The following is a 12,302-nucleotide window of genomic DNA, read 5'->3' on the forward strand; positions in this document are numbered from 1 at the left end:
GGCCCATGCTTTTTCAAGCCGGACGCTGTTCAGAAGAGAATGCGCATGGTACACTAACAGCGTATCGTACATTTTTTATGCGGAAGTGTGCTATTGTTTAAATTTAGGACCAGATACTAAAGTTGCCGAGAAACGGAAAGCGGAAGGAGCAGTCGACGTGTTGTATCAACCCCTCGCCAAATTAGCCAGACTTATACTGCGTGGATTCGGGAAGTTCGAGGTTATCGGAGCAGACAAGCTGCCGAAGGAAGGCGGCTACGTGATCACCTGCACGCATAGGGGCTGGATCGACGTCATCGCGCTCGGAAGCTCGCTGCTGCCGACCGAAGTTCATTTTATGGCCAAAAAAGAATTGTTCCGAAAAAAGATTGCCGATAAATTTTTGCGTGATATCAACGCATTCCCGGTCGATCGCGAAAATCCGGGACCGAGCAGCTTGAAAGTTCCGATTCAACTGCTCAAGCAGGGCAAAACGATCGGGATCTTCCCGTCGGGCACCCGTTCTTCGGAAGACGCGCCGCTGAAGCGCGGCGCGGTCACGATCGCCAAAATGGCCAAAGTTCCGGTCGTGCCCGCGGCGTTCTCCGGTCCTGCGACGTTCAAGGGACTGCTGCGCGGAACGAAGACCCGGCTCGTGATCGGAGACCCGATCGCGACCGTATCCGACGAACCGGGAGAAGGAAAAAAAGACCTCAACGAGCTGGCCGACCGTCTGGTGCTCGCGATGAACAATTTGGAAACGGGATTGCAGCGCCTGGATCAGAATAAACAGCCGAGCTGAGTGCTGTTTGATGTCCACCAATAGCCGCAAAAAGAAGCGCGCCTGCCGGCGTGTTTCTTTATTTTTTTTATATCAAACCCGCACAGAGGAGAAAACCAACATGAAAACATTATCCGGAATGCAGCGCATGATCTTGATCGTGGCGCTCGTTCTGATCTGGGGCGTATCCTGGTCCATCTACAAAGTCGCGCTCGATTATACGCCGCCGCTGTTGTTCGCAGGAATGCGCACGCTGATTGGCGGCTTGTTATTAGTGATTTTTTTGCTGCCGAAGCGAGATCGTATCCGGTGGAAAAAGAACCGCAACGTCTATCTGATCTCCGCGCTGCTGAACGTGGCGTTATTCTACGGCCTGCAAACAGTGGGACTGATCTACATGCCGTCGGGCTTGTTTACGGTACTCGTTTATTTGCAGCCCGTATTGGTCGGCTTGTTCGCGGCGATGTGGCTGAACGAACGCATGACGCTGCCGAAAGCCGCAGGCTTGCTGCTCGGCTTCCTGGGCGTGATTTCGGTCAGCGTCGGCGGATTCTCGGGTCATATCGCCGCAATCGGCGTCGTATTGGCGATCGGTTCGGCAGTCAGTTGGGCGCTCGGCACGGTATTTATCAAAAAAGCCGCTGCCGATGTCGATTCGCTCTGGCTGGTCGCTTTCCAATGTACGTTCGGCGGCATTCTGCTGACGTTGTCCGGTTCGCTGACCGAGAGCTGGAGCGATATCGTATGGAACGGCGCATATTGGATCGGGCTGTTATTCGGCATTTTCGTCGGCATCGCGCTGTCCTGGATCATCTACATCACGCTGACTCGATCGGGAGAGGCGAGCCAAGTCGCATCCTATACGTTCATGGTGCCGCTGCTGTCGGTGCTCGTCGGCACGCTTGCTTTGCATGAACCGTTCAGCCGCTTCCTGCTGCTCGGCCTCGTGCTGATCGGAAGCGGCGTCTATCTGGTCAATCGTAAAATCAAACCGAAAACAGCGACGTTGGCGGGTTAAGCCGGCAACGTACGCCATATCCAACCAAGATTCTTCAAGGCGATCAGCCGCGGAACGCGCAGTAGAAAATCCTTTCGCACCATGAATGGAATTCGCTGCGGCACCGCGGCTTTTTTGATATCGGAACGCAAAACATAAGGCGCGATGAAGGCAGGTTGCAAGTTCATGCCGACGAAGCCGGATGTGTAAAAATGGGTATATAGGTATCACAAAGATGCGGTTTCGGCAAACGCCGGAATCGACGAAGTTGCGAAGGGGGTGTTCTCCGTGTTTCCGGCAGTACGCCGGAAACGGAGAGTCGGTATGGAAATCGTAAACGTGATTCTGGTTATCGTGCTTATTTTGCTTACCGCGTTTTTCGTCGCGTCCGAATATTCGATTATCCGGGTGCGCGTCTCGCGGATCAACCAATTGGCGGAAGGCGGCAACAAAAACGCGCAGGCGGTCAAACGAATTTTGTCGCGGCTCGACGAATTTCTCTCAGCCAGCCAGCTGGGTACGACGCTGACGTCGCTGGCGCTGGGTTGGCTGGGCGAATCGACGGTAGAGGAGCTGCTGGCGCCCGTGTTCGTCTGGCTGCATATTCCGACTTCGGTCACCGGCATTTTGTCCTTCCTGCTTGCGTTCCTGATCCTGACCTATTTCGAGGTGCTGGTCGGGGAGCTGGTGCCGAAAACGGTCGCGATCCAGGTAGCCGAACCGTTGGCGCTCGCATTGGCACGTCCGCTGATCATTTTTTACCGCATTACGTACCCGTTCAACTGGATTCTGAGCCGTTCGTCACGCGTCATCACCGGATTATTCGGGCTTAAGCCGTTAACGGAAGGGGAAGCGGCGCAAAGCGAAGCGGAACTCCGTCTGGCGCTGTCCGAAGGCTTCAAAAGCGGAGAAATCACCCCGACCGAATATCGTTACCTCAACAACGTGTTCGATTTCGACGAGCGCGACGCGCAGGAAATCATGGTACCGCGTACGGAGATTCGGCATATTTCGCAAAACGCGGACGTGCAGGACCTGCTGACGTTGATCGAGCCGAAAACGTACAGCCTGGTGCCGGTATCCGTAGACGGGGACAAAGATCATATCGTCGGCATGGTTAACGTGAAGCAGGTGCTGAGCGATTACGTGAGAAAAGGCAATGCCCAGCCGCAGCCGATCGCCCCTTATATACGCCCCGTGATCCAGGTTATCGAGACCGTGCGGGCGCGCGACCTGCTGGGACGGATGCAAAAGGAAGGGATTCATATGGCGGTGCTGATGGACGAATACGGCGGCACGTCGGGTCTGGTCACGCTTGAAGATCTGCTCGAAGAAATCGTGGGCGATATCCCGTCCGGCTCTTCTCCGGCAGGCGGAACCGCGCCGACGCCGTTGATTCGCCCGGACGGGGAAGACCGATTCTTGCTCAGTTCAAACGCGCTGCTGCATGACGTCAACCGCAAGCTGGGTACGGATATCGATTCGGAAGAAGTGTATACGATCGGCGGCTGGTTGTTGTCGGAGAAATTCGATCTCAAGCAGGGCGATACGTTGAAGGAAAACGGTTGGGAGTGGACGATCGCCGCGATGGAGGACGGACGCATTCGACAGATCGAAGCCGTTCGCAGCGCAAAAAAGGAACGCGAACCCAGCCTGATCTGAAGAGGACGCTAACGACTATGCGGGCTGAAGCCCGAATAAGGAGCGAAGCGCAATGGACAAAAGCACAAACTGGCGCATCGGAGCAGCGAGTTTTCTTTTAACGGCGGCTTTTTTGACGGGGAGTTCGGCTGTACCTGTTCAGGCCGCAGCGGCCATGGATTCCGGAACAAACGAACAAACCGTTTCGGCGGTGAGCAGCAATCCGCCGGCAGCGTTGAAAAAGGAGATTATGCGTGAAGCGAATCTTGCACTTCGTGCGCTCAAGGACAGGGACTTCGAGACGTTGGCCGATATGGCGGCGCCGAGCGGCATTCGTTTTTCCCCGTACGCTTATATCGGCGTCGGAGCGGATCTTGTGCTGACGCCGCAGCAGATTCGCGAAGCTTGGGATAATCGCAAGCCTTACATCTGGGGATTGTACGACGGAAGCGGCGAAGTGATCCGGCTCGATTTTCGCGGTTATTACGATCGATTCCTGAACAATCTGCCGTACACCGCTCCGGACGGGGTCGGATATAACCGGATTATAGGCAGCGGCAACACCGTCAGCAATTTGAACGAGGTCTATCCGGATGCTCGATTCGTCGAATTTTACGTCAAAGGCGGTCGAAGCGGAATCGGCAATGTCGGAGGCATGGACTGGGGAAGCTTGCGTTTTGTTTTTGAGCAAAAACAAGGGGAATGGAAGTTGTCGGGCATCGTAAGCGATGGGTGGACGATATAGGAGCGTCAGGAGAATTGTGGATAGAAAAAACTAAAAAGTTGAAGAAATTGTGAAAGATTTCAACAGGTTGGGGATAAGGTTAAGATTTTTGGGGATAAAGTTGTGTATAAAGGTAGAATAACCTGTGGGTAAAGCGTGTTTTATACACAGGACTTTTCCGGCTTATGGGCCAGGGTTCCTTTCTTTTTCCGGTCGCCGTATAATAAAAAGAAGGACCGCAACGATAAGGGAGGGAATACGAATGGCCGCAAAGAAAAAACAGCCTGCTGCTCGTCCGGCCGCATCGGACAAGCCGGCAACGCTCAAAGATATGTTGAACCCGGAAGTATTGGCTAAGCTGCAAGCGCAAGCGAACGAACTGAAAGCTACCGAACAGGAGCGCCGCGACGAAGAACAGCGTCTTGCCGCCGAAGCGAAAAAAGCGGAACGCAAACGCTTGGAGAACGACTTCGAATATCTGCTCGGACAAAGCGAAGGAAAAAAGATCAACAAATACGACTGAGTGTGGGGGCGACTTAGCGTTAGCGGAGGGAGAAATTCGCTCAAGACGCTGTCTCACTCATAAAGCTTTCAGCTTTACGAGTTCAAAGGCGTCTTTCGCTGAATTTCTCCCTCCGCTAACGCTAAGTCGTTTTGTTTAAAGGGAAGAAAAGAAAAAAAGCGGAAAAGATTAAAAAAGAAATCCGATTTCGATCGGATTTCTTTTTTGTGGAGAAAAACAAACGTAGCTGGAAGCGAGAAGACGGAGAGAGAAATTCAGTGAAAGACGCCTTTGAACTTGGAAAACTTCCACTAAAAACTTCAATCGACTTTTCCAAGTGAGACAGCGTCTTGAACGAATTTCTCTCGCAGTCTTCTCGCTTCCCGCACCCGCGTAACTTTCTCGACAAACCAAGAAACCCGAATCCGATCGGGTTTCTTTTTTTATAATCATTGACAGCTTTTGAGGAATAGGAGTATAGTATTCTTCGTTAATCGTAATAATTACTATTTGATTGAGGAGCGGTAGATATGGACACAAAAAAGATTCCGGTTACCGTCCTGTGCGGGTATTTGGGATCGGGGAAAACGACTCTTTTGAATCATATTCTTCATAACCGTCAGGGCCTGAAAGTGGCGGTCATCGTCAATGATATGAGCGAGATCAACGTGGATGCGGGACTGGTCGCGGGCGAAGCGGGATTGTCGCGGACCGAAGAGAAGTTGGTGGAGATGTCCAACGGCTGCATCTGCTGCACGCTGCGGGAAGATTTGCTGCGCGAAGTGGAACGTTTGGCGGCGGAAGGACGTTTCGACTATATCCTGATCGAATCGACGGGGATCAGCGAACCGGTGCCGATCGCGCAGACGTTTACGTATGCGGATGACGAGACAGGCGTGGATCTGACGTCGCTGGCGCGCTTGGACTGCATGGTGACGGTGGTGGATGCGTATCGGTTCTGGCATGATTTCGAGTCCGGCGAAAGTCTGCTGGCACGAGGCCAAGCGACCGCTGAAGACGATACGCGCGACGTGACGGATTTGCTGATCGATCAGGTGGAGACATGCGACGTGCTGCTTTTGAACAAGTGCGATCTGGTCGAAGAAAGCGAACTGCGTCGTCTGGAAGGCGTGCTGCGCAAGCTTCAGCCGTCGGCGAAAATCATTCGTACGGTACGCGGCGAAGTGGAGTTGTCCGAGATTTTGAATACGGGACTGTTCGACTTTGAAAAAGCGAGCCTGGCACCGGGATGGCTGCGCGAATTGCAGAAGGAAGAACATACGCCGGAAACGGAAGAGTACGGGATCGGCTCGTTCGTGTATCGTCGCAGAACGCCTTTTCATCCGGAGCGTTTGGCGAATTTGCTGGCCGAATGGCCGATGGAAGTCGTGCGCGCCAAAGGGTTGATGTGGATCGCCGTGAAGGAAGACTGGGCCGCGAGCTTCAGTCAGGCGGGGCCGTCAATTCAATTCGGACCGGCGGGAAGCTGGATTGCCGGGCTGCCGGAGCAGGAGCGCGAAGAACTGTTTGCGGATCAGCCGGAGCTTGCGGAAGGTTGGGACGCCGACGTCGGCGATCGGATCAACGAATTCGTGCTGATCGGAATCGAAATGGAGCGGGAAGAGCTCGAAGCCGAGCTGGATGCTTGTCTGTTGAACGAGCAAGAGATGCGGGCGGACTGGTCGACCTTCGCGAACCCGCTGCCGTGGACGACCGCGGAGGCAGTAAGCGTGTGACCTGCACCTTTTAAAACAGCAAAAATAAGAAACAAAAAGGAGACATTCAATATGGCTAAAAAGTCGAAAGTGGTACGCGAAAAAAAACGTCAGGAACTGGTAGCGAAGTATGCGGATCTGCGCCGTGAATTGAAAGCCGAAGGCGACTATGCCGCTTTGCAAAAATTGCCGCGCGATTCGTCGCCGACCCGTCTGAAAAACCGCTGCGAGATCACGGGACGTCCCCGCGGCTATCTGCGTAAATTCAAGGTTTCACGTATCGCGTTCCGCGAGTTGGCGCACAAAGGACAAATTCCGGGCGTAACGAAATCGAGCTGGTAAGCCATGCGGATGAGGGAACGGTTTTCCGGCGAATGAAAGACCCGAACGGGTAGGATCATATTGACATCGTGACGAAGCTTCGTTATACTTTGTTTTATTCGTAAAAATTACGATAACTATTAAAAGGTCGAAACATCGTGCGCGGTACGTGCGATCGTCCTTATACTTTTACTTTACGGGAGGGTTTTAACCATGAGAGTCATCATAACACTGGCTTGCACCGAATGCGGAGACCGCAACTACACGACAACGAAGAACAAACGTAATCATCCGGAACGCTTGGAGTTGAAGAAATACAGCCCGCGTTTGAAAAAGATGACGATTCACCGGGAAACTCGTTAAGATAACGTTCGGCCAAGCAAGGTACAAAATTTTTTATTCTTTTTTAATCGTAATGATTACGTAAGGGGCGGTAAACGTGATTCTTTCTTCCATGCGGGACGTCGTGTTCGGTTACGGGGAAGAGCCGGTCGTGCACCATGTGTCGCTGGATGTGCATAAAGGCGAATTCCTCGGCATTACCGGACCTAACGGAACAGCCAAGACGACCGTGCTGAAGCTCCTGCTGGGTCTGCTCAAGCCGTGGAGCGGCGCTGTCGAATTGAATAAGCAAGCCTTTGGCGGCGGCAAGCCGGTGATCGGTTATGTTCCGCAGCAGGCGTCCTCGTTCAATGCGGGCTTTCCGAGCCGGGTGATCGAGCTGGTGCGTTCCGGTTGTCATTCGCGTGTCGGATTGTTCGGACGCTTTGGCGCGGAAGAAGAGCGCCTCGTGCGGAACAGTCTGGAGCAGGTAGGCATGTGGGATTTGCGCCGCCGCCGCATCGGAGAATTATCCGGCGGGCAAAAGCAGCGCGTCTGCATTGCCAGAGCGCTTGTGCAATGTCCGGATGTACTCATTCTCGACGAACCGACGACGGGGATGGATATGCGCAGCCGCACCGAATTGTATCGGCTGATGCGGCATCAGGTTCGGCATCATGGCGTGACGGTGGTTATGGTGACGCACGGCTTGGAAGAGGCGGGGCGTTATCTGGATCGGGTCGTGACGTTGGAGCGGCTTGAAGCCGGGCATCCGCAGATTGCGCCGAATGCGGCCGAGAGCAAGCCGGAATCGAGTTTGGCCGGCGACCGCTGGGAAATGGAGTGACGCAGATGCTGGCTTACGAATTTATGCAACGTGCTTTTTTGGCAGGCGCACTGATTGGATTGGTCGCGCCTGTTTTGGGCGTTTATCTGATGCTGCGCAGACAGGTGCTGATGGCGGATACGCTGTCGCACGTGTCTTTGGCAGGCGTGGCGGCAGGGTCGCTGCTCGGCGGAAATCCGTCGATCGGCGGCTTCGTTGCGGCGGTAGCGGCTGCTTTGTTAATCGAACGGTTGAGAGGGCTTTACCGTACATACGCGGAAGTTCCGGTTGCGATCATGATGACGGGCGGGCTTGCGACGGCTGTTGTCCTGATGAGTTTCGGCCGAACGTTGTCGCAGAGCTTTAGCTCGTATTTATTCGGGTCTATCGTAGCTGTAAGTACGACGCAGCTTTGGCTGATCGGCGGAGCTGCCGTGCTGGGTTTGATCTTTTTTATCGTATTCCGGCGACCGCTTTACACCTTGACGTTCGATGAAGAAACGGCGGGAATCAGCGGCGTTCCGGTACGTACGCTGTCGACGGCTTTCTCCGTGCTGACCGGAATGACTGTAGCTGCGGCGATGCCGGTCGTAGGCGTACTTTTGGTATCCGCATTGCTCGTTTTGCCGGCCGCCCTGGCATTACGCATCGCGGGAGGGTTTTTATCGGCGGTTATGACGGCTGTCGGGATCGGGCTAACCGGGATCTTCGGCGGGCTGACCGTATCGTATGTCGCGAATACGCCTCCGGGCGGAACGATTGCTCTTATTTTGCTCCTATTTCTGCTGCTGGGCATGGCTCTGCAAAAACTTCTTCTATTATGGAAGCGAAGAGTTCATGGCGGGCAAACAAGTCAGAACCCGAATGGAAAGAAAGGGATGGAAACGATATGAAAAATAGACGAGATACTTTTAAAGCAGGCATGGGGGCTTCCTTCCTCAGTCTGATGCTTATTTTGGGCGGTTGCGGTTCAAACGCGGCGGAGGTAGCGACTACGCCTGCCTCGACGACGGATTCGAATACGCCGGCGGCGAGTACGACGGAAGAGTCCGCGGCTCCGGCCGAAAAGCTCAAAGTCGAAACCAGCTTTTATCCGATGTATGAATTCGCTCGTAACGTAGGCGGCGACTTGGCGGATGTGGAACTGCTCGTGCCTGCCGGAACGGAGCCGCATGATTGGGAGCCGACGCCGCAGGATATTGTCAAGATCGAAGAAGCCGACCTGCTTGTTTATAACGGAGCAGGCATGGAAAGCTGGGTCGACCAGGTGCTGGATGCTTCGGCTAACGGCGACTTGCTGGCAGTCGAAGCCAGCAAAGGCATCGATATTATGGAAGGCTCGGAGGAAGAAGGTCACGATCGCGGACACGACGAGGCTGCCGAGGAAGGCCATGATCACGACCATGATGCCGCAGCAGAAGAAGACCATGATCATGACCATGGCGAAGCCGCCACGGAAGAACACGATCATGACCATGAAGAAGCGGGTCATACGCACAGTCACGACCACGGCGGATTAGATCCGCACGTGTGGTTGTCGCCTGCGCTGGCCATTGAGGAAGTTCGCGGCATCGAGCAAGCTTTTGCGGAAAAGGACCCGTCTAATGCCGCTCAATATAAAAGTAACGCAGATGCTTATGTGGCCAAATTGGAAGCATTGAATACGGAATTCAAAGACGGACTGTCCGGTACAAAACGTACGGATTTCATCACGCAACACGCGGCTTTCGGTTATCTGGCACGCGAATACGATCTGACGCAGGTCCCGATTGCCGGATTATCCCCCGAGCAGGAACCGTCCGCGCAGGAGATGGCCGAGATCGTCGAGTTTGCCAAAGAGCACGATGTGAAAACGATCTTCTTCGAGACGCTCGTATCCTCCAAGGTCGCTGAGGCGATCGCGTCGGAGATCGGAGCCAAGACGGCCGTATTGAATCCGCTTGAAGGTCTGACCGACGAAGAAATCGCCGCGGGCGAAGATTATTTGTCGATCATGCGCGCCAATCTGGCCGCTCTGCAAGCTGCATTGAACGAATAGAAAAAGTTTGATATCCATGCGCCGAGGTTCGCTTTTTCAGCGAATGGCGACGCATGCTGTCGAGAAAGTGGATTTGACGCGTGAAGCGAGCCGACTCCGAGAAAATTCGTTCCGGTCGCATGTTGAAATTGAGAAAAGTGATTGAATTTTTAGCGGGATTCTCTCAATTTCAAAGGCGAACGCTACCGCTCCTGCACTGAATTTTCTCTCCGTCGTCTCGCTTCCAGTTACATCACACTTTTTCGACACGTTGACGCCGCAGTTCGCTTTTTCAGCGAACCGCGGCGTTTCTTGTTTAAAATGGGACAACGTGCGGGCTTATGCTATGATTAAGGAAATGATTGCACATAGAGAAGGAGAGACAGTTATGAACGGAAATAATCGATCCGCGATTCGACCAGGCCTTACCGTTGACATCGTGCTCAAAAAAGATCAGTCGACGGGGGCGCTGACCAGAGGCGTGGTCAAAGATCTGTTGACCAATTCCGCGACGCACCCGCATGGGATCAAGGTTCGTTTGCAGGACGGGCAGGTCGGACGGGTCAAACAGATCATTGAATGATTTCGATTCGGGCATGCTCAGCGATTAGAGAAGGAATATTCGCGTTTAATAGTAGGGTAGACGTCATCTTCACAACTTCCTGCCGAGCCGCGTTTGACGATGGTGCCGGGAGGGAAGACAGGAGGAACACAGGATGAGCAGTATGCCTGAGGGAACGGAATTGAAGGTCGAGTTGAAGTTTTTCCGCCCGGAGTATGAAAAGGCTCTGTTCGAGGACTACCAAGTGTCCGAAGAACAGGAGAAATATACGGCATTGCCGGTTAGGGCTATCCAACTTTGCCGTGAAGATCGGGACCGCCATCCGATCGTTATTCTTGCGGAAAAAAAGCCGGTCGGTTTTTTTGTTCTTCATCGCGGGGATCGGATACGCAGCATTACGGAATCGCCGCGTGCCATGCTGGTGCGCTCCATGTCGGTAAATTTGCCGGAGCAGGGGAACGGCTACGCTAAACAAGCGATGACGTTGCTGCCCAAATTCGTCAGTGACTACTTTCCGGATATGAACGAGATCGTGCTGGTGGTCAATCAGCATAATGAAGCGGCGTTGCGCGTATACGAGCAGGCTGGCTTCGAAGACCGGGGACATCGGAAGTCCGGCCCCGTCGGCGCTCAGGTGCTGCTGCATTATCGGATGAACCGGAAGTAGAAGAACTCGCAAGGCAAGTGATTCAAGAAAGCCGGAACGCGTTTCGCGTCTTTCGTGCAGACCAAGCATCCGTGCCGAGTCAAAAGCCCCGAATTCGATCCTAAGATCGAATTCGGGGCTTTTTAGTTCGGGCATATGGCCTGCACGATACGCATACACCGCCTTTTAAACGGGCAGCAATACCAGAATGATCGAAGACAAGCTCAGACACACGCTGACTAAGCACAGGACGAACAGAACCTGCTTGGGGTTCAGGCCGCTTGAGAGCAGTCTGTAGTGGATCTGTGAAGCATCGGCCTCATAGATCTTTTTGCCGTTCTTCAGACGTTTCAACACGACAAAGATGTTATCGAAGATCGGTACGCCAAGCGCCAAAATCGGTACGAGCAGCGAGAGCAGGGTAGCTTGCTTGAAAGCACCGTCCAGAGCGATAATCGCCAAAATGAAACCGAGGAAGGTTGCTCCCGAGTCTCCCATATAGACTTTGGCCGGAGGCTTGTTGTACTTCAGATAAGCCAGACCCACGCCGACCAGGCTGATCGCCATGATCGCGGAATCTCCGCGCTGCTGCGCAATGGCGACGACGAACAGCGTGCCTGCGGAGATGGTTGCCAGACTGCCCGCAAGACCGTCCAAGCCGTCCGTGAAGTTGATAACGGTCGTAACGCCGAAAATCCATAGCAGCGTCAGCACAAGCTGAAGCCATTCCGGCAGCACGACGTAACTGTCCGTAAAAGGATTGGAAAAGCCCGAGAAGCGGATCCCTGCCAGATATACGAGCAGTGCGGCAAGCAGCTGCACGATCAATTTGGGCAGTGCGGGAAATTCACGCCTGCTGACCTTATACCAATCATCGACCAGGCCGATCAGCAGAATGAGCAGCGAACCGCCGAGCACGGCCGCCGATTCTATGGGAGTCATGTCGGCAAACAATATGTAAGTGGCGGCAAATCCGGCGAACAAAGCGATCCCTGCCATCAGCGGAATCGGTTCCCTATGCAGTTTGCGTTCGTTATCCGGGCGCGGCTTGTCGACAAAGTCGAGCTGCACCGCCCATTTGCGCAAAACGGGAATCAAAATCAAAGCAATCGTCAGCGACAACAAAAAAGCGGCTAAATAAGACATAAACCCTCCTTGAAAGGATAGCACTGTTGTCAGTATAATCCGCTTTTGCCAAATTCGCAATGAAAGGCCGCGCAACCTTGCGCACGGATGAACAGCCGCTATGTTCTGTGTTATGATGAGAAAG

14 protein-coding genes are annotated in these 12,302 nt (G+C 53.7%); 13 read left to right on the forward strand and 1 reads right to left on the reverse strand.

Annotated features, from left to right (window positions below):
- Positions 1 to 160 precede the first annotated feature (160 nt).
- The 13 genes from HRQ63_RS23255 to HRQ63_RS23315 all read left to right on the forward strand — a co-directional run bounded on the left by HRQ63_RS23255 (position 161) and on the right by HRQ63_RS23315 (position 11,053).
- Positions 161 to 781 (forward strand): lysophospholipid acyltransferase family protein, encoded by a 621-nt coding sequence (locus tag HRQ63_RS23255; protein ID WP_172247623.1) that lies wholly within the window; start codon positions 161 to 163, stop codon positions 779 to 781.
- Between the two features lie 100 nt (positions 782 to 881).
- Positions 882 to 1,778: a DMT family transporter gene (locus HRQ63_RS23260; protein WP_172247546.1), complete on the forward strand. Its 897-nt coding sequence runs from the start codon at positions 882 to 884 to the stop codon at positions 1,776 to 1,778.
- Positions 1,779 to 2,081: 303 nt separating this feature from the next.
- Positions 2,082 to 3,419 (forward strand): hemolysin family protein, encoded by a 1,338-nt coding sequence (locus tag HRQ63_RS23265; RefSeq protein ID WP_172247547.1) that lies wholly within the window; start codon positions 2,082 to 2,084, stop codon positions 3,417 to 3,419.
- A gap of 52 nt (positions 3,420 to 3,471) precedes the next feature.
- On the forward strand, positions 3,472 to 4,143 hold the full coding sequence (locus tag HRQ63_RS23270; protein ID WP_172247548.1) for a hypothetical protein: 672 nt from the start codon (positions 3,472 to 3,474) through the stop codon (positions 4,141 to 4,143).
- A 241-nt stretch (positions 4,144 to 4,384) separates the two neighbouring features.
- Positions 4,385 to 4,645 carry a YqkE family protein gene (locus HRQ63_RS23275; protein ID WP_172247549.1) on the forward strand — a complete coding sequence of 87 codons (261 nt, stop codon included), beginning with the start codon at positions 4,385 to 4,387 and terminating at the stop codon, positions 4,643 to 4,645.
- A gap of 509 nt (positions 4,646 to 5,154) precedes the next feature.
- Positions 5,155 to 6,360: a GTP-binding protein gene (locus HRQ63_RS23280; protein ID WP_172247550.1), complete on the forward strand. Its 1,206-nt coding sequence runs from the start codon at positions 5,155 to 5,157 to the stop codon at positions 6,358 to 6,360.
- A 51-nt stretch (positions 6,361 to 6,411) separates the two neighbouring features.
- Positions 6,412 to 6,681, forward strand: coding sequence for a 30S ribosomal protein S14 (rpsN, locus tag HRQ63_RS23285; RefSeq protein WP_172247551.1), 270 nt, complete (start codon positions 6,412 to 6,414; stop codon positions 6,679 to 6,681).
- A 192-nt stretch (positions 6,682 to 6,873) separates the two neighbouring features.
- Positions 6,874 to 7,023, forward strand: coding sequence for a 50S ribosomal protein L33 (rpmG, locus tag HRQ63_RS23290; protein WP_172247552.1), 150 nt, complete (start codon positions 6,874 to 6,876; stop codon positions 7,021 to 7,023).
- A 76-nt stretch (positions 7,024 to 7,099) separates the two neighbouring features.
- Entirely contained in the window at positions 7,100 to 7,828 is a 729-nt protein-coding gene (locus HRQ63_RS23295) for a metal ABC transporter ATP-binding protein (RefSeq protein ID WP_172247553.1), read from the forward strand.
- Positions 7,829 to 7,833: 5 nt separating this feature from the next.
- On the forward strand, positions 7,834 to 8,700 hold the full coding sequence (locus HRQ63_RS23300) for a metal ABC transporter permease (RefSeq protein WP_172247554.1): 867 nt from the start codon (positions 7,834 to 7,836) through the stop codon (positions 8,698 to 8,700).
- Complete coding sequence (locus HRQ63_RS23305) at positions 8,697 to 9,845, forward strand: metal ABC transporter substrate-binding protein (RefSeq protein ID WP_229714341.1); 1,149 nt, start codon at positions 8,697 to 8,699, stop codon at positions 9,843 to 9,845. Before HRQ63_RS23300 ends, HRQ63_RS23305 begins: the two co-directional genes overlap by 4 nt.
- 367 nt (positions 9,846 to 10,212) lie before the next feature.
- Positions 10,213 to 10,407 carry a YwbE family protein gene (locus HRQ63_RS23310; RefSeq protein WP_037291463.1) on the forward strand — a complete coding sequence of 65 codons (195 nt, stop codon included), beginning with the start codon at positions 10,213 to 10,215 and terminating at the stop codon, positions 10,405 to 10,407.
- A gap of 133 nt (positions 10,408 to 10,540) precedes the next feature.
- Positions 10,541 to 11,053: a GNAT family N-acetyltransferase gene (locus tag HRQ63_RS23315; protein WP_172247555.1), complete on the forward strand. Its 513-nt coding sequence runs from the start codon at positions 10,541 to 10,543 to the stop codon at positions 11,051 to 11,053.
- 165 nt (positions 11,054 to 11,218) lie between these two features.
- Here the strand turns inward: HRQ63_RS23315 and HRQ63_RS23320 are convergent, their stop codons facing one another.
- Positions 11,219 to 12,178 carry a glycosyltransferase family 4 protein gene (locus HRQ63_RS23320; RefSeq protein ID WP_172247556.1) on the reverse strand — a complete coding sequence of 320 codons (960 nt, stop codon included), beginning with the start codon at positions 12,176 to 12,178 and terminating at the stop codon, positions 11,219 to 11,221.
- Positions 12,179 to 12,302 lie beyond the last annotated feature (124 nt).

The sequence above is a fragment of the Saccharibacillus endophyticus genome (assembly GCF_013185185.1).
GTDB lineage: Bacteria > Bacillota > Bacilli > Paenibacillales > Paenibacillaceae > Saccharibacillus > Saccharibacillus endophyticus.

Bases quoted from the DNA above. Each gene is read 5' to 3' on its own strand.
- rpmG (WP_172247552.1), top strand. From the start codon at position 6,874: ATGAGAGTCATCATAACACTGGCTTGCACCGAATGCGGAGACCGCAAC.
- HRQ63_RS23315 (WP_172247555.1), top strand. From the start codon at position 10,541: ATGAGCAGTATGCCTGAGGGAACGGAATTGAAGGTCGAGTTGAAGTTT.
- HRQ63_RS23265 (WP_172247547.1), top strand. From the start codon at position 2,082: ATGGAAATCGTAAACGTGATTCTGGTTATCGTGCTTATTTTGCTTACC.
- HRQ63_RS23320 (WP_172247556.1), bottom strand. From the start codon at position 12,178: ATGTCTTATTTAGCCGCTTTTTTGTTGTCGCTGACGATTGCTTTGATT.
- HRQ63_RS23305 (WP_229714341.1), top strand. From the start codon at position 8,697: ATGAAAAATAGACGAGATACTTTTAAAGCAGGCATGGGGGCTTCCTTC.
- HRQ63_RS23300 (WP_172247554.1), top strand. From the start codon at position 7,834: ATGCTGGCTTACGAATTTATGCAACGTGCTTTTTTGGCAGGCGCACTG.
- HRQ63_RS23270 (WP_172247548.1), top strand. From the start codon at position 3,472: ATGGACAAAAGCACAAACTGGCGCATCGGAGCAGCGAGTTTTCTTTTA.
- rpsN (WP_172247551.1), top strand. From the start codon at position 6,412: ATGGCTAAAAAGTCGAAAGTGGTACGCGAAAAAAAACGTCAGGAACTG.
- HRQ63_RS23310 (WP_037291463.1), top strand. From the start codon at position 10,213: ATGAACGGAAATAATCGATCCGCGATTCGACCAGGCCTTACCGTTGAC.
- HRQ63_RS23280 (WP_172247550.1), top strand. From the start codon at position 5,155: ATGGACACAAAAAAGATTCCGGTTACCGTCCTGTGCGGGTATTTGGGA.
- HRQ63_RS23260 (WP_172247546.1), top strand. From the start codon at position 882: ATGAAAACATTATCCGGAATGCAGCGCATGATCTTGATCGTGGCGCTC.
- HRQ63_RS23275 (WP_172247549.1), top strand. From the start codon at position 4,385: ATGGCCGCAAAGAAAAAACAGCCTGCTGCTCGTCCGGCCGCATCGGAC.